This window comes from Micromonospora sp. NPDC005254, assembly GCF_042872525.1.
Classification (GTDB): Bacteria; Actinomycetota; Actinomycetes; order Mycobacteriales; family Micromonosporaceae; genus Micromonospora.
Window position 1 is genome coordinate 161,815 of the sequence record NZ_JBIAKM010000001.1, and the last position, 24,282, is coordinate 186,096.

24 protein-coding genes are annotated in these 24,282 nt (G+C 72.7%); 17 read left to right on the forward strand and 7 right to left on the reverse strand.

The window, feature by feature from the left end; translation table 11 throughout:
* Nucleotides 1-365: 365 nt before the first annotated feature.
* Nucleotides 366-2,909: an ATP-dependent Clp protease ATP-binding subunit gene (locus tag ACFYPR_RS00740; RefSeq protein ID WP_354861611.1), complete on the forward strand. Its 2,544-nt coding sequence runs from the start codon at nt 366-368 to the stop codon at nt 2,907-2,909.
* Between the two features lie 247 nt (nt 2,910-3,156).
* Here ACFYPR_RS00740 and ACFYPR_RS00745 read toward each other — a convergent pair whose 3' ends face one another.
* Nucleotides 3,157-4,068, reverse strand: coding sequence for an A/G-specific adenine glycosylase (locus tag ACFYPR_RS00745; protein WP_354857475.1), 912 nt, complete (start codon nt 4,066-4,068; stop codon nt 3,157-3,159).
* A 96-nt stretch (nt 4,069-4,164) separates the two neighbouring features.
* On the opposite strand from ACFYPR_RS00745, the gene ACFYPR_RS00750 reads away from it, so the two are divergent.
* From ACFYPR_RS00750 to ACFYPR_RS00760, 3 genes are all read left to right on the forward strand, one after another.
* A complete protein-coding gene (locus ACFYPR_RS00750) occupies nt 4,165-4,677 on the forward strand; it encodes an ACT domain-containing protein (RefSeq protein WP_354857473.1) in 513 nt (170 codons plus the stop codon).
* A complete protein-coding gene (locus tag ACFYPR_RS00755; protein ID WP_387258188.1) occupies nt 4,674-5,270 on the forward strand; it encodes a peptide deformylase in 597 nt (198 codons plus the stop codon). Before ACFYPR_RS00750 ends, ACFYPR_RS00755 begins: the two co-directional genes overlap by 4 nt.
* A gap of 118 nt (nt 5,271-5,388) precedes the next feature.
* A complete protein-coding gene (locus tag ACFYPR_RS00760; protein ID WP_387258190.1) occupies nt 5,389-6,132 on the forward strand; it encodes a hypothetical protein in 744 nt (247 codons plus the stop codon).
* Between the two features lie 6 nt (nt 6,133-6,138).
* On the opposite strand, the gene disA is transcribed toward ACFYPR_RS00760, so the two are convergent.
* The 4 genes from disA to ACFYPR_RS00780 form a co-directional block, all read right to left on the reverse strand.
* The gene (disA, locus tag ACFYPR_RS00765; RefSeq protein ID WP_354857469.1) at nt 6,139-7,320 is read right to left on the reverse strand and encodes a DNA integrity scanning diadenylate cyclase DisA; all 1,182 of its coding nucleotides are present in this window, start codon (nt 7,318-7,320) and stop codon (nt 6,139-6,141) included.
* Between the two features lie 131 nt (nt 7,321-7,451).
* Complete coding sequence (radA, locus tag ACFYPR_RS00770) at nt 7,452-8,909, reverse strand: DNA repair protein RadA (protein WP_354857467.1); 1,458 nt, start codon at nt 8,907-8,909, stop codon at nt 7,452-7,454.
* Nucleotides 8,910-8,994: 85 nt separating this feature from the next.
* Nucleotides 8,995-9,741, reverse strand: a complete 747-nt coding sequence (locus ACFYPR_RS00775) for a hypothetical protein (protein ID WP_355064973.1) — start codon at nt 9,739-9,741, stop codon at nt 8,995-8,997.
* A 139-nt stretch (nt 9,742-9,880) separates the two neighbouring features.
* The gene (locus ACFYPR_RS00780) at nt 9,881-10,720 is read right to left on the reverse strand and encodes a UbiA family prenyltransferase (protein WP_387258192.1); all 840 of its coding nucleotides are present in this window, start codon (nt 10,718-10,720) and stop codon (nt 9,881-9,883) included.
* Nucleotides 10,721-10,766: 46 nt separating this feature from the next.
* On the opposite strand from ACFYPR_RS00780, the gene ACFYPR_RS00785 reads away from it, so the two are divergent.
* From ACFYPR_RS00785 to ACFYPR_RS00800, 4 genes are all read left to right on the forward strand, one after another.
* On the forward strand, nt 10,767-11,540 hold the full coding sequence (locus ACFYPR_RS00785) for a class I SAM-dependent methyltransferase (RefSeq protein WP_387258194.1): 774 nt from the start codon (nt 10,767-10,769) through the stop codon (nt 11,538-11,540).
* Between the two features lie 41 nt (nt 11,541-11,581).
* Nucleotides 11,582-12,748 carry an acyl-CoA dehydrogenase family protein gene (locus tag ACFYPR_RS00790; RefSeq protein ID WP_354857458.1) on the forward strand — a complete coding sequence of 389 codons (1,167 nt, stop codon included), beginning with the start codon at nt 11,582-11,584 and terminating at the stop codon, nt 12,746-12,748.
* Between the two features lie 85 nt (nt 12,749-12,833).
* Nucleotides 12,834-13,892, forward strand: a complete 1,059-nt coding sequence (locus tag ACFYPR_RS00795) for a type III polyketide synthase (RefSeq protein WP_387258196.1) — start codon at nt 12,834-12,836, stop codon at nt 13,890-13,892.
* A gap of 32 nt (nt 13,893-13,924) precedes the next feature.
* Complete coding sequence (locus ACFYPR_RS00800) at nt 13,925-14,557, forward strand: hypothetical protein (protein WP_387258198.1); 633 nt, start codon at nt 13,925-13,927, stop codon at nt 14,555-14,557.
* 9 nt (nt 14,558-14,566) lie between these two features.
* Here the strand turns inward: ACFYPR_RS00800 and ACFYPR_RS00805 are convergent, their stop codons facing one another.
* Nucleotides 14,567-15,244 carry a hypothetical protein gene (locus ACFYPR_RS00805; protein WP_387258200.1) on the reverse strand — a complete coding sequence of 226 codons (678 nt, stop codon included), beginning with the start codon at nt 15,242-15,244 and terminating at the stop codon, nt 14,567-14,569.
* 327 nt (nt 15,245-15,571) lie between these two features.
* On the opposite strand from ACFYPR_RS00805, the gene ACFYPR_RS00810 reads away from it, so the two are divergent.
* From ACFYPR_RS00810 to ACFYPR_RS00825, 4 genes are read left to right on the forward strand one after another with little or no spacing between them, the layout of a single operon-like run.
* Nucleotides 15,572-16,057 carry a CarD family transcriptional regulator gene (locus ACFYPR_RS00810; protein ID WP_088950500.1) on the forward strand — a complete coding sequence of 162 codons (486 nt, stop codon included), beginning with the start codon at nt 15,572-15,574 and terminating at the stop codon, nt 16,055-16,057.
* A 56-nt stretch (nt 16,058-16,113) separates the two neighbouring features.
* Nucleotides 16,114-16,809 (forward strand): 2-C-methyl-D-erythritol 4-phosphate cytidylyltransferase, encoded by a 696-nt coding sequence (gene ispD, locus ACFYPR_RS00815; protein WP_387258201.1) that lies wholly within the window; start codon nt 16,114-16,116, stop codon nt 16,807-16,809.
* A gap of 16 nt (nt 16,810-16,825) precedes the next feature.
* Nucleotides 16,826-17,308 (forward strand): 2-C-methyl-D-erythritol 2,4-cyclodiphosphate synthase, encoded by a 483-nt coding sequence (ispF, locus tag ACFYPR_RS00820; RefSeq protein WP_354857446.1) that lies wholly within the window; start codon nt 16,826-16,828, stop codon nt 17,306-17,308.
* Between the two features lie 10 nt (nt 17,309-17,318).
* A complete protein-coding gene (locus ACFYPR_RS00825) occupies nt 17,319-18,347 on the forward strand; it encodes a tetratricopeptide repeat protein (protein WP_387258203.1) in 1,029 nt (342 codons plus the stop codon).
* A 29-nt stretch (nt 18,348-18,376) separates the two neighbouring features.
* Here the strand turns inward: ACFYPR_RS00825 and ACFYPR_RS00830 are convergent, their stop codons facing one another.
* Nucleotides 18,377-19,543 carry a homogentisate 1,2-dioxygenase domain-containing protein gene (locus ACFYPR_RS00830; RefSeq protein WP_355064991.1) on the reverse strand — a complete coding sequence of 389 codons (1,167 nt, stop codon included), beginning with the start codon at nt 19,541-19,543 and terminating at the stop codon, nt 18,377-18,379.
* A gap of 94 nt (nt 19,544-19,637) precedes the next feature.
* On the opposite strand from ACFYPR_RS00830, the gene ACFYPR_RS00835 reads away from it, so the two are divergent.
* From ACFYPR_RS00835 to ACFYPR_RS00855, 5 genes are all read left to right on the forward strand, one after another.
* Nucleotides 19,638-20,507 carry a hypothetical protein gene (locus ACFYPR_RS00835; protein ID WP_354857439.1) on the forward strand — a complete coding sequence of 290 codons (870 nt, stop codon included), beginning with the start codon at nt 19,638-19,640 and terminating at the stop codon, nt 20,505-20,507.
* Nucleotides 20,504-21,700, forward strand: coding sequence for a fumarylacetoacetase (gene fahA / locus ACFYPR_RS00840; RefSeq protein ID WP_354857436.1), 1,197 nt, complete (start codon nt 20,504-20,506; stop codon nt 21,698-21,700). Before ACFYPR_RS00835 ends, fahA begins: the two co-directional genes overlap by 4 nt.
* A gap of 354 nt (nt 21,701-22,054) precedes the next feature.
* Nucleotides 22,055-22,264: a DUF397 domain-containing protein gene (locus ACFYPR_RS00845; protein ID WP_354857433.1), complete on the forward strand. Its 210-nt coding sequence runs from the start codon at nt 22,055-22,057 to the stop codon at nt 22,262-22,264.
* 140 nt (nt 22,265-22,404) lie between these two features.
* On the forward strand, nt 22,405-22,887 hold the full coding sequence (locus tag ACFYPR_RS00850) for an SRPBCC family protein (RefSeq protein ID WP_354857430.1): 483 nt from the start codon (nt 22,405-22,407) through the stop codon (nt 22,885-22,887).
* A gap of 85 nt (nt 22,888-22,972) precedes the next feature.
* On the forward strand, nt 22,973-24,232 hold the full coding sequence (locus tag ACFYPR_RS00855; protein ID WP_363939898.1) for a PQQ-binding-like beta-propeller repeat protein: 1,260 nt from the start codon (nt 22,973-22,975) through the stop codon (nt 24,230-24,232).
* Nucleotides 24,233-24,282 lie beyond the last annotated feature (50 nt).

Here is a 24,282-nt window from a genome sequence, read left to right on the forward strand (position 1 = left end):
CAACCTGTGGACAACTTCCCGAAAGGGTCGGGTCCGGCCAGTCCGCAGGCTGCCAGATCGGCGCTCGCTTTCTGCGATCCGCCCCTGGAGGCCGTCGCAGACCCTCCCCGGCCCCTGCGGAGCCTTCCGTGGGGTCGGTCAGATTTCGCTCTGCGCGTAGCGCCAGGGGTACCGGAACACCTCCTGAGCGCGGACGGTTGTGCAAAACGACGTGGAACTGACCCAGACCGGAGAGACACGACCTCAGCCGAGTCGGTCAGCGACGATAGAGTAAGGAGGCACGGACGCCCGTCCTGGACGTTCGTGCACCGGCCCCGCCGAGATCTAGACCATCAAGGCGCACGGCACGTGAGGAGCACGAGGGCATGTTCGAGCGGTTCACCGACCGAGCGCGACGGGTTGTCGTCCTGGCCCAAGAAGAGGCCCGGATGCTCAACCACAACTACATCGGTACGGAACACATCCTGCTGGGCCTGATCCACGAAGGTGAAGGCGTCGCGGCAAAGGCCCTGGAGAGCCTCGGCATCTCCCTGGAGGGCGTCCGCCAGCAGGTCGAGGAGATCATCGGCCAGGGCCAGCAGGCGCCGAGCGGGCACATCCCGTTCACGCCGCGGGCCAAGAAGGTGCTGGAGCTGTCGCTGCGCGAGGCGCTGCAGCTCGGCCACAACTACATCGGCACGGAGCACATCCTGCTCGGGCTGATCCGCGAGGGTGAGGGCGTCGCCGCCCAGGTGCTGGTCAAGCTCGGCGCCGACCTCAACCGGGTCCGCCAGCAGGTGATCCAGCTGCTCTCCGGCTACCAGGGCAAGGAGCCCGCCGCGGCGGGTGCCGCGCCGGGTGAGGCCGCGCCGTCGACCAGCCTCGTGCTGGACCAGTTCGGCCGCAACCTGACCCAGGCCGCCCGTGAGGGCAAGCTCGACCCGGTCATCGGGCGCGAGAAGGAAATCGAGCGGGTCATGCAGGTGCTCTCCCGCCGTACCAAGAACAACCCGGTCCTGATCGGTGAGCCCGGCGTCGGTAAGACCGCCGTGGTGGAGGGGCTTTCCCAGAAGATCATCAAGGGCGAGGTGCCCGAGACTCTCAAGGACAAGCAGCTCTACACGCTCGACCTCGGTGCGCTGGTCGCCGGTTCCCGCTACCGCGGTGACTTCGAGGAGCGCCTCAAGAAGGTGCTCAAGGAGATCCGCACCCGCGGCGACATCATCCTGTTCATCGACGAGATCCACACCCTGGTGGGTGCGGGTGCCGCCGAGGGCGCGATCGACGCCGCGAGCATCCTCAAGCCGATGCTGGCCCGTGGTGAGCTGCAGACCATCGGCGCCACCACCCTGGACGAGTACCGCAAGCACCTGGAGAAGGACGCCGCTCTCGAGCGTCGGTTCCAGCCGATCCAGGTGGGTGAGCCGTCGCTGGCGCACACCATCGAGATCCTCAAGGGCCTGCGCGACAGGTACGAGGCGCACCACCGGGTGAGCATCACCGACGCCGCTCTGGTGGCTGCGGCGACGCTGGCCGACCGGTACATCTCCGACCGCTTCCTGCCGGACAAGGCGATCGACCTGATCGACGAGGCCGGCGCCCGGATGCGGATCCGTCGGATGACCGCGCCGCCAGACCTGCGTGACTTCGACGAGCGCATCGCCCAGGTGCGTCGCGACAAGGAGTCCGCGATCGACGCGCAGGACTTCGAGCGCGCCGCCCAGCTGCGCGACAAGGAGAAGCAGCTCCTCGGCCAGAAGGCTCAGCGGGAGAAGGAGTGGAAGGCCGGTGACCTGGACGTCGTCAGCGAGGTTGACGACGAGCAGATCGCCGAGGTGCTCGGCAACTGGACCGGCATCCCGGTCTACAAGCTGACCGAGGAGGAGACCTCGCGCCTGCTGCGCATGGAGGACGAGCTGCACAAGCGCGTCATCGGCCAGGAGGACGCGGTCAAGGCGGTCTCGAAGGCGATCCGGCGTACCCGGGCCGGCCTGAAGGACCCGAAGCGCCCGTCGGGCTCGTTCATCTTCGCCGGCCCGTCCGGTGTCGGTAAGACCGAGCTGTCCAAGGCGCTCGCCGAGTTCCTCTTCGGCAGCGAGGACGCCCTCATCCAGCTGGACATGTCCGAGTTCCACGACCGGTACACGGTGTCCCGCCTCGTGGGTGCTCCTCCCGGCTACGTCGGCTACGACGAGGGCGGGCAGCTGACCGAGAAGGTGCGGCGTCGGCCGTTCTCGGTGGTCCTCTTCGACGAGATCGAGAAGGCCCACCCGGACGTGTTCAACACGCTCCTGCAGATCCTGGAGGACGGTCGGCTCACCGACGGTCAGGGCCGGATCGTGGACTTCAAGAACACGGTCATCATCCTGACCACCAACCTGGGCACCCGCGACGTGGCCAAGGCGGTGTCGCTGGGCTTCCAGGCGTCGGAGGACTCCGAGTCCAACTACGACCGGATGAAGCAGAAGGTCAACGACGAGCTCAAGCAGCACTTCCGGCCTGAGTTCCTCAACCGGATCGACGACACCATCGTCTTCCACCAGCTGCGCCAGACCGAGATCCTCTCGATCGTGGACATCATGATCCAGCGGATCGAGTCGCAGCTGCGCAACAAGGACATGGGTCTGGAGCTGACCGACAACGCCAAGAAGTACCTGGCGGCGAAGGGCTTCGACCCGGTGCTTGGTGCCCGTCCGCTTCGTCGCACGATTCAGCGCGACATCGAGGACAACCTCTCCGAGCGGATCCTCTTCAACGAGCTGACCCCCGGTCAGATCGTCGTGGTGGACTGCGAGGGCGACCCGAACGACATCGACAAGTCCAAGCTCGTGTTCCACGGTGCGGACAAGCCGGTCGAGGTTCCGGACGCCGTCCCCGCCGACCTCGGTGGCACCGCCGCCGGCACCGCCGCGGCGAGTGCCGACGAGTAGCACTACCAGCAGCAAGGGGCGGGGCCCCGGTGGCGCAAGCCACCGGGGCCCCGCCTTTTCGTCGTCGGGGGCACTGGTCCGCTAGGTGCCGGACGACAGGCAGGCATCTCTGTGTCGCAGGCTTTGCTCTGCTTCAGCGGACGCAACACCATGTGTCCGTTATCCGGACACCGAGTGTTGCGTGGGTTGAAGCAGAGCAAAGGTGACGGGAGCACCCCTGCGAACCGGCGGCCGGTTCGCAGGGGTGTCAGGCGTTCAGGTCGGCGGTTGGTGCGGACGGGCCATCGCCGGCGAGCCGGAACGAGTCGGTGCCGACCGGTTCCACAAGCCCGTCCTGTACGAGGCCGGCCAACGCCCGGGCGCGCTGCACGTCGTCGGTCCAGACCTGGTCGAGGCGCTGGTGCGGGACCGGCCCGGTGGTCTCCCGGAGCACCCCGAGCAGCAGTCCGCGTACCTGCCGGTCGGTGCCCGCGTACCGCTGGGGACGGCGGGTCGGGCCGGTTGCCGGCTCCTGCCCGGAGGCCCGCCAGGCGCAGACCGACTCGACCGGGCAGGCCGTGCAGCGTGGTGACCGGGCCGTGCAGAGCACCGCCCCCAGCTCCATGAACGCGGCGCTGGCCAGTGCCGCGGCGGCGGGCTCCGCCGGCAGCAACTCCTCGGTGGCGACCAGGTCGGCGGGCCGGGTGACCGGTCCGGCGTCCGGTTCACCGGCCACGGCGCGACAGACCACCCGCCGTACGTTGGTGTCGACCACCGGATGCCGCTGCCCGTACGCGAAGGCGGCCACCGCACGCGCCGTGTAGGTGCCCACGCCGGGCAGCGCCAGCAACTGCTCCAGCCGGTCCGGCACCTGACCGCCGTGCCGGTCCACGATCGCGACCGCGCACTCCCGCAGTCGGACCGCCCGGCGGGGATAGCCGAGACGCCCCCACATCCGGATCGCCTCGGCCGGGGTGTCGGCCGCCAGCGCGGCCGGGTCGGGCCAGCGGGCCAGCCAGGCGTGCCAGGCCGGCACCACCCGGACGACCGGGGTCTGCTGGAGCATGACCTCGCTGACCAGGATGGCCCACGGGCTGACCCCGGGTTCCCGCCACGGCAGGTCACGGGCGTGCTGCTGGAACCACCGGCTGACCAGGGTGGCGAAATCGGGTTGAGTCATGGCGACGTCGATGATGTCACGCGGTCCGGTCCCGCTGGATGGGCGGCTCGGGCGGGGTGTCGCGGTGGCGGTGGGCGGATCGGGCAGAATGCGCGGATGAACGAGCTCGCGATCACCGTCATCGGTCGGGACCGGCCGGGCATCGTGGCCGACGTCGCCGAGGTGCTGGCCCGACTGGGCGCGAACCTCACCGACAGCACGATGACCCGGCTGCGGGGGCATTTCGCGATGACCCTCATCTGCACCGGCCCGGATGCCGCCGGGGTGGAGGCGGCGTTGGCGCCGCTGGCCGCCGAGGGTCAACTGCTGGCGACCGTACGCGCGGTCACGCCCGACGGTGAGGTGGCCCCGGCCGGCGAGCCGTACGTGCTGGCGGTGCACGGGTCGGACCGGATGGGCATCGTCGCGGCGATGACCCGGGTGCTGGTGGACGCCGGCGGAAACGTGACCGACCTGAGCACGCGGTTGGCGGGTTCGCTCTACGTGGTGTTGGCCGAGGTCGAGTTGCCGGCGGGGGTCGCCGAGGCGGTGACCGCACGGCTGCACCGGACGGCCGCCGAGTTGGGGGTCGAGGTCACCCTCCGGCCGGCAGACCCGGATCTGCTGTGAGCGACGGGCGGGGCGGGGCGGACGCCGGCCGGGACGTCGAGGCGTACGCCGGTCTGGGGGACTGGACGCCGGAGTCGCTGGCGGTGGCGGGCGAGGTGCGGGCCGTCGTCTCGGCCCCGCATCCGGTGTTGAGCCGGGCCGGGGACGATGTCGATCCGACGGCCGAGGAGACGGTCCGGCTGGCCGCCGACCTGGTCGCCACGATGCGGGTCTCGCCGGGCTGCGTGGGGTTGGCGGCGCCGCAGGTCGGTGTGGCTGCCCGGGTCTTCGCCGTCGACGTGACCGGGCATCCGAAGGCGGTCACCGTGCACGGCACCTTCGTGCTCTGCAACGCACGGGTGGTCGAGGCGACCCGCTGGAAGCCGGGCCGGGAGGGCTGCATGTCGGTGCCGGACCTGACCGGGGATGTGAAGCGGGCCAGTCGGCTGGTGGTGGAGGGTGACCTCCCGGGCACCGGCGCGGCGGTCCGGTTGGTGACGGACGGCTTCGAGGCGCGGGCGTTGCAGCACGAGATCGACCACTGCGCGGGGCTGCTCTTCCTGGATCGGGTGGCCGGCGCGCACGCCGTCTACCAGCGCAAGGTCTACCTCTGAGCGGGTGGCGGAAGGTCGGCGCGTCCGTCCTCAGTGGAGTTTCGCCGCGCTGCGCCGGTGGCGCTCCGGCGCGTCGTGACGTGCGGGTGGGCGCCGCGCGGCTACGGTGGGGGGCATCATGCGTCTGACGGTCGGCCCCCTGCCACCCGCCGTGTACTGGCGGCGTCGCGCCGTCGTACTCGGAGCGGGGCTTCTCTTCCTGATTGTCCTGCTCTACTCCTGCACCGCCTCGGGCCGCTCCGGCGCTCGACCGAATGCGGGGGCGAGCCCGACGTCGACTCCGACGTCCACGGCGAGTCCAGGGCCGGGTGGTCCGGTGTTGAGCCCGCAGACCGGGGTGCCGTCGGCGTCCGGGTCCGCCGATCCGAATGCGGACCGGTCGGCCGGTCCGAACGCCACGGACCCGAGCCCCGAGACCACCAGCAACGACCCGTCGCTGGGCTCGGCCGGGTCGGTCGACGACGGCACCTGCACCGACGCGGAGATCAGCGTGACCTCGGTGGCGCGGCCCACCTCGGTACAGCGCGGCGCGGTGGTCGACCTGCAACTGAAGATCAAGAACAACTCGGAGCGGACGTGCAGCCGCAACGTCGGCGCCGACCTGCAGGAGATCTTCATCAAGGCCGGTGCCGAGAAGGTGTGGTCCTCGGACACCTGCGGCAAGGTCCAGGGCTCGGATGTGCAGTCCTTCACGCCCGGGTTCGAGCGCTCCTACCAGGTGGGCTGGAACGGGCGAGACACCACCCGCTGCGATGGCACCGGGCTGGCCGCCGGCCCCTTCCCGCCGGCCGGGACGTACCAGGTGTTCGCGCGGGTCGGCACCAAGTACAGCGCACCTGTGAAGATCACTATCACCGGCTGAGCTGGGTCAGACGTACCGCTCCAGGATGGACGCCTCGGCGAGCCGGGACAGGCCCTCCCGGACGCCCCGGGCCCGGGCGTCGCCCACGCCCTCGACGGCCTGCAGGTCCTCCACCGTCGCGCCCAGCAGCCGCTGGAGGCTGCCGAAGTGCAGCACCAGGCGGTCGACCACGGCCACCGGCAGGCGCGGCACCTTGGCCAGCAGTCGGAAGCCACGCGGGCTGACGGCGGCGTCCAGCGCGTCCGATGCGGCCGGGTAGCCGATGGCCTTGGCGACCGACACCAGGTCGATCAGCTCGGTGGCGCCGAGCAGGTCCAGCTCGACCAGCGCCTCGTCCAGCGTGCGGGACTTGCGGCCGACCGGGAGGTAGTCCCGGATGACCAGGGTGCGGTCGGCGTCGACGCCGGCCATCAGCTCGTCGAGCTGGAGGGCGAGCAGTCGCCCGTCGGTGCCCAGTTCGACGACGTAACCGGCGATCTCGTCGGCGATCCGGCGGACCATCTCCAGCCGCTGCACCACGGCCACCGCGTCCCGCACGGTGACCAGATCCTCGATCTCGAGCGCGGAGAGCGTGCCGGAAACCTCGTCCAGCCGCAGCTTGTACCGCTCGAGGGTGGCCAGCGCCTGGTTGGCTCGGGACAGGATCGCCGCCGAGTCGTCCAGCACGTGCCGCTGGCCGTTGACGTAGAGGCTGATGATCCGCATGGACTGGCTGACCGAGATCACCGGGTAACCGGTCTGCCGGGCGACCCGCTCGGCGGTGCGGTGCCGGGTGCCCGACTCCTCAGTCGGGATGGACGGGTCGGGCATCAGGTGCACGGCCGCCCGGACGATGCGGGTGCCGTCGCTGGAGAGCACCACGGCCCCGTCCATCTTGCACAGCTCCCGGACCCGGGTCGCGGAGAACTCGACGTCCAGCGGGAAGCCGCCGGTGCAGAGACCCTCGACGACCTTGTCGTAGCCGAGCACGATGAGCGCGCCGGTGCGCCCCCGCAGGATGCGCTCCAACCCGTCCCGCAGCGCGGTGCCGGGTGCCATCAGGGCGAGGTTCGCCCGCAGCGGATCGCCGGCGCTCCCGGCAGCGGTGGTCACGCTCACGCTGATCGGGCGGGCTGGCGAGCCCACGGCGCCGGTGCGGGCCTGGGGCGGCGCGCCGGCAGGCTTGGTGGTATCGCGGTCGATCGGCACGGGCACAGTCTACGGACTGCCGTGCGGTGGGTGCTGTCGTGGTTACTGTGATGTGTCACGATGCCGCCCTTCCAACCGTTTCCACTTGCGCCGATGCTGTCCGGTATCGCCGCCCGCGTCGGCACGCTGGGTCACTCGGCGGACGCGCGGGCCGCATGGTGCAGCGCCGAGCGGACGTCAGTGACCTCGGTCACCCGCATCCCGTCGGGCCCGGCGCCCGTGCTGGCCGGGCCACAGCCCGGCGGGACCAGCGCCACCTTGAACCCCAGGCGGGCCGCCTCGGCCAGCCGGCGCGGCACCGCTCCGACCCGGCGCACCTCGCCGGTCAACCCCACCTCACCGATCGCCACGAGGTGCGGCGCGATCGCCAGGTTGAGCCCGCCGGAGGCGACCGCCAGCGCCACGGCCAGGTCGGCCGCCGGCTCCACCACCCGGATGCCGCCGACGGTGGCCGCGAAGACCTCGCGATCGTGCAGGGTCAACCGCTCGGTGCGCCGTTGCAGGACCGCGAGCACCATCGCCAGGCGCGCGGAGTCGAGGCCGGAGACCGTACGACGGGGTGAGCCGGCAACCGTCGCGCCGATCAGGGCCTGCACCTCGGTGACGAGGGCCCGCCGTCCCTCCATGGCCACGGTCACGCAGGTGCCGGGCACGGGTTCCGAGTAGCGGGTGAGGAACAGCCCGGACGGATCGGCCAGGCTGCTGATGCCGCCCTCGTGCATCTCGAAGCAGCCGACCTCGTCGGCCGCGCCGAACCGGTTCTTGACGCCGCGGACCAGCCGCAGCGAGGAGTGCTTGTCGCCCTCGAAGTGCAGCACCACGTCGACCAGGTGCTCCAGCACCCGGGGCCCGGCCACCTGGCCGTCCTTGGTGACGTGGCCGACCAGCACGGTGGCGATGCCCCGCTCCTTGGCGACCGAGACCAGCGCGGCGGTGACCGCGCGTACCTGCGTCACGCCACCGGGCACGCCCTCGGTGCCGGTGGTCGAGATGGTCTGCACCGAGTCGAGCACCAGCAGGCCGGGCTTGACCGCGTCGAGGTGCCCGAGCACCGAGGCCAGGTCGCTCTCGGCCGCCAGGTAGAGCTGGTCGTGCAGGGTGCCCATCCGCTCGGCACGCAGCCGGACCTGGCTGACCGACTCTTCCCCGCTGACCACCAGGGAAGGGCTGCCGGCGCCCACCGCCCACTGCTGCGCCACATCGAGCAGCAGGGTCGACTTGCCCACGCCGGGCTCGCCGGCGAGCAGCACCACCGCCCCGGGCACCAGCCCACCGCCGAGCACCCGGTCGAGCTCACTCACGCCGGTGGGCCGGGCGCGGGCCGGAGCGGCGCTGATGGTGGCGATCGGCCGGGCCGGCTCGGCCGGCAGCCGTGAGCTCACCACCCGACCGGAGACGGTCGGGCCGGTCACCGTGGACTCGACCACCGAGCCCCACTCGCCGCACTCCGGGCAGCGACCCACCCACTTGGGCGGCTGGTGCCCGCAGGCGTCGCACTCGTACGCCGGACGCGGCTCGCGGGTGGCGGACCGGCCGCGGGCGGCACCGGCCGTGCCGGCACGGCCAGAGGTCGATCGGGAGGTGGTCACATCAGGACGCTAGCCCTCTCGTACGACGAAAACACCCCGGCGTGGTGGTTCCCACGCCGGGGTGTTCGTCGATGTCGGGGTCGGGTCAGCCGTGGGTGGCGCCGCCCTCGTCGCCCTCGTAGCCGCCCTCACGCTCGATGATCGGCGAGGGGGGCGCGGCCGGGGTGAGCGGGACGGCGATCGGCGCCTGGCCGGTGACCGTGCTGCCGTTGCCGAAGTCGAAGGTCACGACGACGTTCTGGCCGGAGCGCAGCGCCTCGGTCAGGCCGATCAGCCGCAGCTGCGTGGTGGCCTCCGAGTTGAGCTGGAGGTAGCTCAGCGGAGCCAGCTCGATCCGGGCGGGCTGGCCCGGCGCGGCCGCGCTCGCCGAACCCGACGCCCGCGCCGACTCCGGGGCGGACGGCGTCGCCGACGACGAACCGGTCTCGGACGGGGTCGCCGACGGGCTGCCCGAACCCGACGGGGTGGCGGACTCCGACTCGGAGGCCGACGGCGTCGGGCTCGCCGAGCCACCCGAGATCAACACCTCGCGCGCGCTCTGGGTGGTGACGGTGACCGTCACGGTGCTCTTCGAGTCGTTGTAGATCACGGCGTTGAGCGGGGCGTCCTGGCCGGCCCGGTAACCCTCGGTGCCCGGGTAGGTGACCAGCAGACCACGCACCGAGTAGGCGCCGTTGGGGGTCGTGAGGTTGACGCCCTGGACCGACGGCTCCTTCAAAGCCGTCTCGGCGACCTGACCGGCGCCGCATCCGGACGCGAGCAGGCTGGTAGCCGCCGCCATCCCGGACAGCAGCAGGGCCGCCCGCCGGGATCCCCTGATCGAGCGCGTCACGTCGGTCCTCCTCGTTACGATCCCCACCCGGCCGTACGCCGGGCACGGTGGCCATACCCGCGCAGACCGCGCTCCAGGGTAGTTGGAGCTGATCGAGGCCCGCACGGGGACCCGGCAATGCCACCGTCCCGGGTGCCCCTCACACCACCCGACCGCTCGCCACCAGCAGAACGACGTCGATGAGGGCCACCAGCATGACCGCCCGGAAGGCGGACACCGGCCGCCGGCCGGCCCGGGCCGCCGTGCGCCCGGCGTACCAGCTCAGTGGCGGCACGACGGCGGCCGTGCCGACCGCCGCCAGCCCGAGGGCCGACGGCGGCCCGGGCGGCCCCAGGACCAGGATGGCGGTCGCGGCGAGGAGCAGCCCCGCCGCGGCCGCCCGGCTGCCCGCCGCGCCGAGGCGGTGCGGCAGGCCGCGTACCCCCGTCCGGGCGTCGTCGGCCAGGTCGGGCAGCACGTTGGCGAAGTGCGCGCCGGCCCCCAGGCAGGCCGCCGCCGCCAGCAGCCAGGCCGGCGGGGTCGGCTCGCCGGGCAGCGCCAGCACCACGAAGGCGGGCAGCGCGCCGAAGGACACCGCGTACGGCAGCACCGAGAGGACGGTGGCCTTGAGCGGCCAGTCGTAGAGCAGCGCGGAGACCAGGGCGACCGTGAGCCAGAGCGCCGCCGGAGGGTTCGTGGTCAGCGCCAGCAGCGGGCAGGCCAACGCGGCCGCCGCCGCGGCCCAGGCCGTGACGCGCCGGCCCACCGCGCCGGCGGCGACCGGCTTGTCGGTACGCCCCACAGTGGCGTCCCGCTCGGCGTCCAACGCATCGTTGGTCCAGCCGACGGCGAGCTGGCTGGCGAGTACGGCGAGCACCACCGAGACGATTCCCGACGGCCGGTGCCCCACCCCCCAGGCCAGCAGACCGGACACCGTGGTCACTGCGGCGGCCGGTTCCGGATGGCTCGCTCTGACCAGCCCTAACACCCTGGACGACATAAGGGAAGTCTGGTCGTTACCGAGCAGTCGTGCCACGCTCGGTGCCATGCGAGACGTGGCTGCGGCCGCGGCGTCCACCGGTCCCCGGGTGCTGCCGCGCAACGACCCGCGCCAGTACGACGACCTGGCCGGCGAGTGGTGGCGGCCCGATGGCGCGTTCGCGATGCTGCACTGGCTGGCCGAGGCCCGCGCGGCGCTCGTGCCGCCGGCGACCCGCCCGGATGCGGTCCTGGTCGATCTGGGCTGCGGCGCCGGACTGCTCGCGCCGCACCTCGCCGGTAAGGGATACCGGCACGTCGGTGTCGACCTGACCCGCTCGGCGCTGGTCCAGGCCGCCGGGCACGGGGTGCGCGTGGTCCAGGGTGACGTCACCGCGGTGCCGCTGTCGGACGGGTGTGCCGACGTCGTCTCGGCCGGTGAGCTGCTGGAACATGTGCCGGATTGGCCGCGCGCGGTGGCGGAGGCGTGCCGGCTGCTGCGTCCGGGCGGCCTGCTGGTGCTGGACACGCTCAACGACACGGCGCTGGCCCGGCTGGTCGCGGTACGGATCGCCGAGCGGCTGCCGACGGTGCCGCGTGGCATCCACGATCCACGGTTGTTGGTGGACGCTCGCGCACTGGTGGCCGAGTGTGCCCGGCACGGTGTCGAGCTGCGCCTGCGCGGCATCCGTCCGCAGGTCGGCGGTCTGGTCGCCTGGCTGGTGCGCCGGGCGCGCGCGACGCGGACGCCGGGCGCGACGTCGACGGGCCGTGCCCCGCGCATCGTGCCGACCCGGTCCACCGCCGTGCTGTACCAGGGCCAGGGGGTCCGCAGAGGATAGTCGGCTCGTGGCGGGGTATGGGACGCCGAGAAGGGAGCGATATGACGGTGCATGCGCTTGAGGCGGCCCGCCGGTTGGCGCCGCGGTTCGCCGCGCGGGCGGCGGAGCACGACCGGGACGGCTCCTTTCCGGTCGACGACTTCCGTGACCTGCGGGAGGCCGGCCTGTTCGGGCTGATGGTGCCCCGCGCGCTGGGTGGCCTGGGCGCCAGCTTCGCCGAGTACGCCGCGGTGGCCACCGAACTTGCTCGGGGCAACGGCGCGACCGCGCTGGTGTTCAACATGCACGCCTCGGTGACCGGCGCGCTGGGCGCGGTCACCGAGGAGTTGGCCGAGGCCCTGGGTGTGCCGGACGAGGCACTGGCCGCCCGGGACCGCCTGCTCACCGCCGCCGCGCAGGGCTCCTGGTACGCCGTCGCGATGAGCGAGCGCGGCGCCGGTGCCCGACTCTCCCAGTTGAGCACGGTCTACGAGCCGACCGACGAGGGGTGGCACCTCAAGGGCAGCAAGACCTTCTGCTCCGGGGCGGGGCACGCCGACGGCTACCTGGTGGCCGCGCGCAGCTCCGCCGACCAGTCGGTGGTGTCGCAGTTCCTGGTGCCGGCCGGTGACGGTCTGAGCGTCGAGCCGACCTGGGACGCCCTCGGCATGCGCGCCACCTCGTCGCACGACCTGCACCTGGACGCCACCGTCCCGGCCGACCGGCTGCTCGGCGGGGTGGAGGGGCTGGCGCTGGTGGTCGCCCAGCTGATGCCGCACTGGCTGGTGGCCAGTTACGCGGCCGTCTACGTGGGGGTGGCCCGGGCGGCGATCGACGCGGCGGCCGAGCATCTCAACGCCCGCAACCTGGCCGGCCTGCCGGCGGTGCGGGCGCGGCTGGGCCGGGCGGACGCGGCGACCGCGGCGGCCGAGCTGGTGGTGGCCGAGGCGGCCCGCCGGGTCGACGACGCCCCGGGGGACGCGGAGACCAACCGCTGGGTGTGGCGGGCGAAGCTGCTGGCCGGCACCACGGCCGCCGAGGTGGCGGCGTCGATGCTGGAGGCGGCGGGGACGTCGGCGACCCGGCGCGGTCATCCGTTGGAGCGGCTCTACCGGGACGCCCGCTGCGGCTCACTGCACCCGGCCACCTCGGACGTCTGCGCCGACTGGCTGGGGATCGCCGCTCTGGGCGGGGACCCGGACCGCGACGGATCGGCACCGCGTTGGTGAGCCCGCGCGGCGGCACACGTACGGGGGAGGGGCCGGCCGAGGTGGCTGGTGGGACGGCCAGGGGGAGGACAGCGTCTGACGAGAGGTGGGGATCGTGTCCGTACCAGTGATCGCGGGGCTCGGGACAGCGCAGCCGCCGTCCGCTTCGCAGGACGAGTTGTGGGAGGGCTTCTTCTCCCGGCACTTCTCCGGCACCACCCGGTCGTTGGCTCAGCGGATCTTCGCGAACTCGGGGGTGACCCGCCGCCAGGCCGCGGTCAACCCGCTGATCGAGGACGTCTCGGACTGGCCGACCGAGCGCCGGATGCGTCGCTACCAGGTGGAGGCGCTGCCGCTCGGCAAGGAGGCGGTGGGGCGTGCGCTGACGGCGGCCGGTCTGGACGCCAGCGACATCGGGCTGTTCATCGTCTGCTCCTGCACCGGGTACGCCACCCCGGGGCTGGACATCCTGCTCGCCCGCGACCTGGGCATGGCACCGGACACGCAGCGGATGTTCGTCGGCCACATGGGCTGCTACGCGGCGCTTCCGGGGTTGGGGGCGGCGAGTGACTTCGTGACCGCCCGGGGCCGGCCGGCGCTGCTGCTCTGCGCGGAGCTGACCAGCCTGCACATCCAGCCGTCCACCGCCCGGGTGGACACCCAGCAGATCGTGTCGCACGCGCTCTTCTCGGACGCCGCGGTCGCCGCCGTGGTGGTGCCCGACGGCCGGGGGTACGCGTTGCGCGAGGTCACGTCGGTCACCGACACCTCGACCGCCGACCACATGACCTGGGACGTCACCGACGCGGGGTTCCGGATGGGGCTGTCGCCGAAGGTGCCGCAGGTCCTCTCCCGGCACGTTCGCGGGTTGGTGGACGACCTGTTGGCCCGGCACGGCGGCGTCAGCTCCGACGTGGACGGCTGGGCGGTGCATCCGGGTGGGCCGCGCATTCTCAACGTGGTCGAGCGGGAGTTGGCCCTGCCGCCGGAGGCGTTGGCCGCGTCCCGGGCGACGCTCGACGAGCACGGCAACTGCTCGTCGCCGACCGTCCTGTTGATCCTGGACCGGTTGAGTCGTTCGACGCCGGCGCCCCGACGGGTCGTCATGCTGGCGTTCGGTCCGGGCCTCACCCTGTACGCCGCCCTGCTCGATCGACAGGACTGAGCGCCTCTCGACCCGACCGGTACGCTCACCACATGGATGCGGCGGACGACCGGCTGCGGTCGGCGGTGCTGGCCGGGGTGACCCTGGCCGCGCTGGCGGTCGGCGGTTGGTGGTGGCGTGCCGCAGCGCCCACCCCGGCGGCCGGGCCGGTGAGCCCACCGGTGGCCGCGCCCAGCGTCAGCACCGAGCTGGAACGTTTCCTGGCCAACGGCGTGCCCGAGGGACGGGTGACGCTGCAGGTGGATCCCGAGACGGGCGAGGCCGTCCGGGTGGAGGGCCGACCCTCGCTGGTCGACCCGGAGACGGGCACTGTCATCGATCTGGGCGACGACCAGGGCGTGCTCTCTCCCGGGAGTGACCTGCCCTCGTTCCGGGCCACGATCTGGCGGGAGCAGCGGGAGTTGACCCCCGGCCAGGGGCTGACGCGTCAGTCGTCCGGCGACGGCTCCCGCTATCTGCTGCAGTACCGGTGCACCCGGCCGGGCACGCTGGCGGTGACGAGCACCGGGGCCGAGCTCGCCGGCCCGCCGCGCATCGATTGCGACGGCACGCTCGCCTCCGCTGAGGTGGTGCCCACCGACGGGCCGTTCCGGGTGTCCCTGTCGGCCGTCGGTGACAAGCCCATTGACGTCCAGGCGCAGCTCGTCGCGCTGCCCCCGTCGTAGGACGACCGCTCAGCCGGCCAGGGCGCTCAGGTCGTCCTGGTACGCCTCGACCGGTCCCGGGTCCGGTAGTACCCGGGTCACCACGCCGGTGCGGTCGACAAGCAGCGCGTTCGCGGCGCCGGGCCCGAGAAACGAGCGCAGCCCGCCAGCGGGATCGGCCAGCGCCCGGACGCCGTTGACCGGCGGTGAGGTGGCGACAGCCCGTTGTTCGGTCACCGTGACGACGGTGACGCCGGCGGGCGCCGCCGCCACGGCCTCCGTGACGACGTCCGGGCAGCCGCAGTCGTCCACGAGGATGATCATGGCGGGCAGCAGGCCGCGCAGCGGCACCGGCGCCTGCCCGGCATCGACCAGGTCCAGCGCGGGCAGCGCCTGACCGGCGAGCGCCACGGGTGGCGTGGAGGGCGCCGGGGTGGGTCGGTCGGTGCCCCGGCCGGCGCGGGGCCAGGTCACGGCGACCAGGCCGGTCAGGGTGGTGAGCACCGCCACCAACAGGACCAGCAGCGGCAGGGTGAGGGCGCGGTGCCCGGTGTGGTGGCCGGCCGCCCGGCGCAGCTCGCGGCGCACCTCGGCGGCCTCACTCGCCAGGGTCGAGGCGTCGTCGGGGACGACGATGCGGCCCCACTCGGGTGGCAGGTCGGGCAGGCCGTCGGGCGGCCCGTGGCCCTCTGCGTCCGGCTTGCCCATCGGACCCCCAGGAAGCGTCTCGAGAGCGGCGTGTGACTCGGACTCCAGCGTCCCGCACCGGGGGCAGCTCCCGCTACACCTGGGCGCGTTTCCGCTGGGCGGGATACCATGGGGGAGCGCATAGCCCTTGATCTCGACGTTCTGTTCACCCGCATCGGGAAGTAATCCGTGCGTTACGGAGCGTGTTCAAACCATCGGTTTGACCGCCTGTCAAGCTGAAGAAAGACCTCTCACAGGGCCCCTGAGCTGCGCCAACGGTCAGGACATCGGTGAGACATCGTTGCCTGAGCGTGTTACCCTAGACACAGCGAAAGGGGTTTCGAACCTATGGTTTTCAGTGTCGGCGAGACCGTTGTTTACCCCCACCACGGGGCCGCACTCATCGAGGCAATCGAGACTCGGATCATCAAGGGCGAGCCTAAGAAATACCTCGTCCTGAGGGTTGCGCAGGGTGACCTGACGGTCCGGGTGCCGGCCGAGAACGCCGAGATCGTGGGCGTCCGTGAGGTGGTCGGCGAAGAGGGCCTCGGTAAGGTCTTCGACGTTCTCCGGGCTCCGCACACCGAGGAGCCGACCAACTGGTCGCGGCGTTACAAGGCCAACCTGGAAAAGCTGGCCTCCGGCAACCCGCTGAAGGTCGCCGAGGTCGTGCGTGACCTGTGGCGCCGGGAGCGGGAGCGGGGCCTCTCCGCAGGCGAGAAGCGGATGCTGGCCAAGGCCCGCGACATTCTCGTCGGCGAGGTCGCGCTGGCTGAGAAGAGCACCAAGGACGAGGCGGAGACGCTGCTCGACAAGGTCCTCACCGAGGCCTAGTCCGCACAGCATCGTCGTACCCACTTCGTAGCGAAGAAACCACCGAGGACCGCGACGTGACCGCGCAGCTCAACCCGCGCGGTGACGTCGCGGTCCTTGTGCCTGCGGCGGGTGCCGGCGTACGGCTCGGTCCCGGCCGACCCAAGGCGCTGCGCCTGCTCGCGGGCGAGCCGCTGCTGGTGCACGCCGTACGCCGGCTCGCCGCCGCCGCGTCGGTGCACACGATCGTGGTGGCCGCGCCCGCGGCCGAGGTGGCGGGTGTCCGTGAGCTGCTGGCTCCGGTGGCGCCGGTGATAGTGGTGCCCGGTGGCGCCGAGCGGCAGGCTTCGGTCGCCGCCGCGCTGGCAGCGGTGCCGGCCGGCCCGACGATCATCCTGGTGCACGATGCCGCCCGTGCGTTGACCCCGCCCGAGTTGGTCGAATCGGTCGCCGCCGCGGTCCGGGGTGGCCGGGCCGCGGTGGTTCCCGTCCTGCCGGTCGTCGACACGATCAAGGAGGTCGGCGCCGACGAGGTGGTGCTGGGCACCGTCGACCGAGCTGCCCTCCGGGCGGTGCAGACCCCGCAGGGCTTCCGCCGGTCCGTCCTGACCGCCGCGCATGCCGCGGCCGGCGACCCGCTCACCGACGACGCCGGCCTGGTCGAGAAGCAGGGCATCGCCGTGAGCTGCGTGCCCGGCTCGGAGTACGCCCTGAAGATCACCCGTCCGTTCGACCTGGCGTTGGCGGAGCACCTGCTCGCCGCCGGCGGCTGACGCGTAACCTCTGTTCATGATCGTTCCTCGGGTCGCCATCGGCACCGATGTGCACGCGTTCGAGCCGGGTCGGCCCTGCTGGGTCGCCGGGCTGCTCTGGCCCGACCAGGACGGTCTGGCCGGGCACTCGGACGCCGACGTCGCCGCCCACGCCGCCTGCAACGCGCTGCTCTCCGCCGCCGGCCTCGGTGATCTCGGCGCCGCCTTCGGGGTGGACCAGCCGGAGTGGTCCGGGGCGTCCGGCGTGGCGCTGCTGACCGAGACGGCCCGCCGGGTGCGGGCGGCCGGCCTGGAGATCGGCAACGTCTCCGTGCAGATCGTCGGCAACCGTCCCAAGATCGGCCGCCGTCGGGACGAGGCCCAGCAGGTGCTCTCCGACGCCGCCGGCGCCCCGGTCACCGTCTCCGCCGCGACCACCGACGGGCTCGGTTTCACCGGCCGGGAGGAAGGTCTGGCGGGCATCGCGGTGGCCCTGGTGTACGACGCGCCGGCCGCCTAGGCTCGCCGCGATGTCCACCGAACCCGCTCCCGACCAGTTCGCCGGCGACGGCTATCTCGAACGCGCTCAGCTCCTCGCCGAGCTGGGACGCCACGACGAGGCGGCCGGCGAGTTGACCGAAGGGCTCGCGCTGAAGCCCGCGGATTCGCAAGCCCTCACCATGCTGGCCCGGGTGCATCTCGTCGCCGACCGGCCGGTCGATGCGCTCGCCGCCGCCGACGCGGCCGTGGCCGCCGCGCCGGAGGCACTGCCGGCGCTCGTCGTCCGGGCCATGGCACTGCTCGACCTGGGGCGCTACGCCGATGCGGCGACCACCGCCGACCGGCTGCTGGCGCTCGGGCCGACCGACGCGTACGCCCAGCGCAGCGCGGCGGCGATCCTGGCCGACTCGCGCAACGGGCAGCCGGCGCTGAACGCGGCCTGGCGTGGGGTTGAGCTGGCCCCGCAGGAGGCGCAGGCGCACCTGGTGCTCAGCCTGGTCGCGGCCCGACTGGAGCTGTTCGACCTGGCCGAGCGGGCCTACCGGGAGGCGCTACGGCTCGATCCGCGCCTCACCGAGGTCGGGCACGACGTCGGTGTCCTGCACCTGGAGCAGCGCCGCTGGTCCGAGGCGCTGGAGCACGTGGCGGAAGCGGTGGCGATCGGCCCGAGCCGGATCGACTCCCCGCGGACCCTCGCGTACGGCCTGCACCGCCTGGTGCTCTACGGCGCGGGCTGGTCACTGGTCGCCGCGGTGGTGGTGGCGTTCGCGGCCTCGACGAGCGACGGGTTCTCCCGTGTCCTGGCGGTGCTCGCGGCCCTTACCGGCGGCGTCGTGGTCTGGCAGCTCGCGGCGCGGCTGCCGGGGCTCACCCGGACCGTCCTGCCCGCCATGCTGCACGCGGACCGCACGATGGCCCTGGCGATCTACGCGGTGGCCGCCGCGCCGGCGCTGCTGCTCGTGTACGCGGTGGTCGGCTCGCCGTGGCCGCTGGTGCTGGCGATCGTCGCCACCGCGATAGCCGAGTTCGCCATCTTCACCAGAACAGCCTTCCGCTGACCCAACCTCCGGCAACACCACAACAGCGACTAGACAGAACGCGCCCAAGTCCAGGCGTACCCCTCGTCCTCGCAGGCGCGCGCCCCGTCGCACAGGTCGAGGGGCCGGAAGGTGTCCACCATGACGGCCAACTCGTCGAAGTAGTCCGCGCCGATGGAGCGTTCGGCGGCGCCCGGCTGGGGGCCGTGGGTGAAGCCGGACGGGTGCAGTGAGATGGAGCCCTGCTCGATGCCGGAGCCGCGTCGGGCCTCGTAGTTCCCGCCGGTGTAGAAGAGCATCTCGTCGGAGTCGACGTTGTGGTGGTTGTACGGCACCGGGATCGAGTCCGGGTGGTAGTCGACCTTGCGGGGCACGAACGAGCAGATGACGAAGTTGGGGCCCTGGAAGGTCTGGTGCACGGGCGGGGGCTGGTGGATGCGGCCGGTGATCGGCTCGAAGTCGTGGATGGAGAACGCCCACGGGTAGAGGTGCCCGTCCCAGCCGACCACGTCGAACGGGTGGTTGGCGTACACGTAGCGGGTCCAGCCACGACGGTGGCGGACCAGCACCTCGACCTCCTCGCCGTCGACGAGCAGCGGGGCGTCCGGGCCGCGGACGTCGCGCTCGCAGTACGGCGAGTGCTCCAGGAACTGGCCGCGGACGGAGAGGTAGCGCTTGGGCGGGCCGATGTGCCCGGCCGCCTCGACGGTGAGCAGCCGCACGGGCTGGTCGCCGGTGGGCACCAGCCGGTGGATGGTCGAGGTGGGGATGATGACGTAGTCGCCGGCGACCGCGTCCAGCGCCCCGAAGGGCGACTCGACCCGCAGGGTGCCCGCCTCGACGTAGAGGCAGTGGTCACCGGTGGCGTCGCGGAACAGCGGGGAGGGCCGGTCGGCGAGCACGTACCCGATGCGGACGTCGTCGTTGGCGAGCAGGTACTGCCGGCCGAGGATCGGGTCGGCGCCGCCCGCGTCGAGCTTGTGGGTGCGCAGGTGGCGCGGCTTGAGCGGCAGGTTCGGCGCCCGGGTGAACGTCGGCGGGGTGAACTCGTCGGCGGCCAGGATCGCCGTGGGGGCGTGCCGGTGGTAGAGCAGGGACGAGTCGGAGGAGAAGCCCTCCTGACCCATCAGCTCCTCGGCGTAGAGGCTGCCGTCGGGCTGGCGGAACTGGGTGTGGCGCTTGCGCGGCACCTCGCCGACGCTGCGGTAGTACGGCATTTCGCCTCCCGATATATCCCGTTCACCGGCCGAAGGCGTCCGATAATCGGACGCTGTTGTCCGTTCCTTGTAGCGTCCCGTACATTCTTGTTCCGTGTCAACGCAGGTGCCCGCGCTCCTCGACGGCCTGGTGGACGACGCCGCCGTCTTCCCTCCGGGCAGCGCCGCGCTGCCCGACGCCCTGACCGCCCACCGCCGGCACCGCGCCGCCTGGTACGCCGACCTGGTGGGCCCGCTGCTCGTTCCCGCCTCGACCGTCGCGGCCGGCGAGCTGAACGGTCTCGTCGACCCGGCCGAGGGCCTGGTGATCGGGCTGATCGGTGACACCGGGATCGGTCCTCTGCCCTTCGCGCTGTCGTTCCTGGCACCCGACGGCGTGACCGCACGCCAGGTCGAGGTGGCCGTCGCCAAGCGGGGCGAGAACCCGCTGCCCGGCATCGCCGAGCTGCTGCGGCTGACCGAGGACCTGCCGGACGTCGAGGCCGTGTACGCCGAGCTTCCGTTGACCTTCGGGCTGATGGGCGCGCTGGACGCGATCGCCGCCTCCCGCGCCGACGGTGTCCCGATCGCCGCGAAGTTCCGCACCGGCGGGTTGGCCGCCGAGCTGTTCCCCACCCCGGCTGAGCTGGCCGCCGTGATCTGCGCGTGCCGGGACCGGGACCTGCCGTTCAAGCTCACCGCAGGGCTGCACCAGGCCGTGCGTCACCTCGACCCGGAGACCGGGTTCACCCACCACGGGTACGCCAACGTGCTGGCCGCGACGCTCGCCGCCGCCGACGGCGCGAGCGCGCGGGTGGTCGCCGAGCTGCTGACCGCGCTCGACCCGCGCCCGCTGCTCGAACGCGCCAACGAACGGCTGGACGCGCCGCGCCCACTGTGGGTCGGCTTCGGCTCGTGCAGCATCCTGGAACCACTTACCGATCTGATCCGGCTGGGGCTGGTGAACGGGGGGCACGACGCATGACCTGGGTGACCGGCGTTGACGGTTCACCGTACGGGGTGACGAACCTGCCGTACGGGGTGTTCTCCTCGGGTGGGGGCCGGCCACGGATCGGCGTACGGATCGGGTCGTGGGTGTTCGACCTGGCCGGTGCCGAGACCGCCGAGCTGGTGCTGGCAGCTGGCGCGCTGTGCCGGCCGACCCTCAACGACTTCATGGCGCTGGGCCGTCCGCAGTGGACGGCGGTGCGTCAGCGGATCGTCGAGCTGCTGACCGACCCGACGCACCGGCCGGCGGTCGAACCGCTGCTGGTGCCCCTGGCCGACGTGGAGCTGCTGCTTCCGTTCGAGGTGGCCGACTACGTCGACTTCTACTCCTCGGAGCACCACGCCTCGAACGTCGGGCAGATCTTCCGCCCCGGTCAGCCGCCGCTGCTGCCCAACTGGAAGCACCTGCCGATCGGCTACCACGGACGGGCCGGCACCGTCGTCGTCTCCGGCACGCCGGTGACCCGGCCCACCGGCCAGCGGGCGTCCGCCGAGGGTCCGGTCACCGGCCCGTCGGTACGCCTCGACATCGAGGCCGAGGTCGGCTTCGTGGTCGGTGTGCCCAGCCCGCTGGGCGCCCGGGTGTCCGTCGACGACTTCGCCGACCACGTCTTCGGGGTGGTGCTGGTCAACGACTGGTCGGCCCGCGACATCCAGGCGTGGGAGTACCAGCCGCTCGGTCCGTTCCTCGGCAAGTCCTTCGCCACCTCGGTCTCGGCCTGGGTGACGCCGTTGGACGCGCTGGCCGACGCCTTCGTGCCGGCTCCGGAGCAGGACCCGCCGGTCGTCGACTACCTGCGCGACGTGCCGCACCTGGGGCTCGATCTGCGGCTGGCGGTCGAGTGGAACGGCGAACGGGTCAGCGAACCGCCGTTCGCGAGCATGTACTGGACCCCGGCCCAGCAGTTGGCGCACCTCACCGTCAACGGCGCGTCCCTGCGGACCGGCGACCTGTACGCCTCGGGCACCGTCTCCGGCCCGGACCGTTCCCAGGTCGGCTCCTTCCTGGAGCTGACGTGGGGCGGGGCCGAGCCCGCGAAGGTCGGCACCGAGAGTCGTACCTTCCTCGCCGACGGCGACACCGTCACCATCACCGCCACCGCGCCCGGCCCGGACGGCACCACCATCGCCCTCGGTGAGGTCACCGGAACGGTCCGCCCGGCCCGCTGAGCCGGCCCGCTGAGCCGGCCCGTCCCGCGGGCCCGCGCCCGGCGCGCCTGCCACCTGGCTCGCCCTCGGCTTCCTTTGCTCTGCTTCACTCCACGCAACACCTGGGGCCGCTCGCTGTTGCGTCCGTTGAAGCAGAGCAAAGGGTCCGCTGGTTCACCTCGGCCCGCTTCGGAGCCGTCTGAGCGCCTGCCCGTCGGGCCATCATCGATGAGACTCGTGATCGCACCGTCTGTGCGATCACCAAGCCTGGTTACCCCGTTGGTCACGCGGATCATGTCGCCCCGCCACCCGTACGGCCGGATCTCGCCCGGCCGCGGGTGGTGGGGCATCCCGACGCACACGGAGGTAACGACGATGCACGATCTCACCGGAGCGCTCTGGCGCACCAGCAGCCGCTCCAACGACCAAGGGCTCTGCGTGGAGGTGGCGGACAACCTGGTCGACGTCCTCGGTCTGGTCGCTCTCCGCGACTCCAAGGACCAGGCCGGCCCCACGCTGGCCATCAGCCCGCCGGGGTGGACAGCGTTCATCGGCGCGATCAGGGGTGGTCGCTTCGACCGCTGACCGGTACGCCGGGCGCCGGTCGACGATCGGTGCCAGGCGACCGCCGAAACGGACAGCGGGGCCTCCGGTTGGTGAAAATTCCGTCCGGGGGCCTCGTCCGGCCCTCACCGCGCGTACCGTCGACGACACGGGAGGGCGGCATGTCGACGGTGGCGGTTACCGGTTTCATCGAGGCGCACGCTGTCGATGTCTGGCGTCTGCTGACCGACCTGCCCGGCCGTGCCACCCGGCTGACCGCGGCCGGCCCGGTCGAGGTGCTGACCCCGGGCCCGTTCGGGCCGGGCACCGCCTGGCGTGAGGCGCGCGCCCAGCCGGGCGGCGGCACACTCACCGAGGAGTTCCTGGTGGTGGAGGCGTTCGCGCCGCAGCGGCTGGTGCTCTGTTCCTCCGGTGCCGGCGCGGACTACCGGATCACCTGGAGCCTGCGGCCGGTCCGGCGTCGCCGCCGCGCCCGCACGGCGATAACGGTCACCCAGGAAGCAGTGCCCACCGATCCGTACGGCCGGGTGGTGGCCCTGCTGCTCGGTGGCCTCGCCGCTCGGGCGGTCGAGGTGGCGCTCCGGCGTGATCTCGCCGACCTGGCCGTCGCGGCCGGCACCCTCGGCTCGGTCGAGGCGGCCTGACCCGCTCACCCGCGCACCGCGGCCCGTCCAACCTGGCCGGGGTCCGGTCGGTTGCGCTGGGTAGGGTGCCGGGCGGAGGTGCGGCATGGGGTTCCCGAGGGGCCGGCGACGGCTCGTGCTGGCGGTGGCGGTGGTGCTGCTCGCCGTGGCAGCCGTCGCGGTCGTCGTCCACCGGGTGCTCGCGCCGGCCGAGGTGAGCACACCGGCGCGCGGCGCATATCCAGCCGCGCCCCGACCGCCCGCCGGTGTGGTCGGTCGGCTGCCGGTCGCCCCGTTGATCGTGGACGGAAGACTGCGGGTGTACGCCGCCCACCGCCAGGTCTACGCCGACCGACCGGTCGACGGGCGGCACCGGACCACGCCCTACTGGTCGTACCGGCGCTGGCCGGCGGAGCTGACCGGGGTGGTGGCGAGCGGCAGCACCGTGATCAGTCGCTGGTCCGACGGCCGGCTCGTCGCGCTCGACGCGTCCACCGGGCGGGTGCGGTGGCGGGCCGACGGCCCGGTGCCCGCCGCGAGCGCGGCGGTGATCCGGCGGACCGGGGCCGCCACGGTCTGGGACGCGCGCGGGCTCCTCCTCACCGACCTCGCGGACGGCCGGACGGTGCTGACGGTCACCGGGGACACGCAGGCCCGCGGGGTGGAGGTGGCCGGCGGCCGGGAACTGTGGCGAGCCGATCTGCCCGGCGCCTGCCGCAGCGACCTCGGCACCACGACGACCGGGCAGTTGATCGGCCTGGACACCTGCGCCGGGCCGGCCACGATCGAGTTCCGGGATGCCGCGACGGGCGTGGTGGGTGAGCGTTGGCGACCGCCGGGCGGCCCGGATCGGCTGGTGGTCACCCCGCTCGGTTGTCGTACCGGCCGGTCGGGCTGCCTGGGCCTGCGGACGGCCGGCCCCGGGGACGCCGGTGGCCGCGGCTGGCTGCTGGGCGACGGCGGGCCGCTGGCCGCGCCCGCGCTGGACCCGGCCGGGGCCACACTGGCCGGTGACCAGGCCGTCGCCGTCGTCGACGGGGCGGCGGTGGGCCGATCGGCGCGAACGGGCGCCGAGCTGTGGCGTTTCGCCGGCCTGGGACCGGCGCGGGTGCTCGCGGTGCAGCCCGGCCGGGCGCATCTGCTGACCGAGGCCAACGAGCTGGTGACACTCGACCCGGTGACCGGTGTGCTGCTCTCCCGCTACACGCTCAACGTGGGCTCGGACGGCACGGGCTGGGCGCCCGGGGCGGTCTGGGCCGAGGACGGCTACGTCGCGGTGGAACGGCTGCGCGAGCCGGTCGACCCGAACGGCGACGACCAGCGCTACTACCTGACCTCCGAAGCGGTGATCCTGGCCGCCACCTGATCGGGGCACCGACTGACCAACCTTGTGTCACTGGTTGGTCATACTCCGTC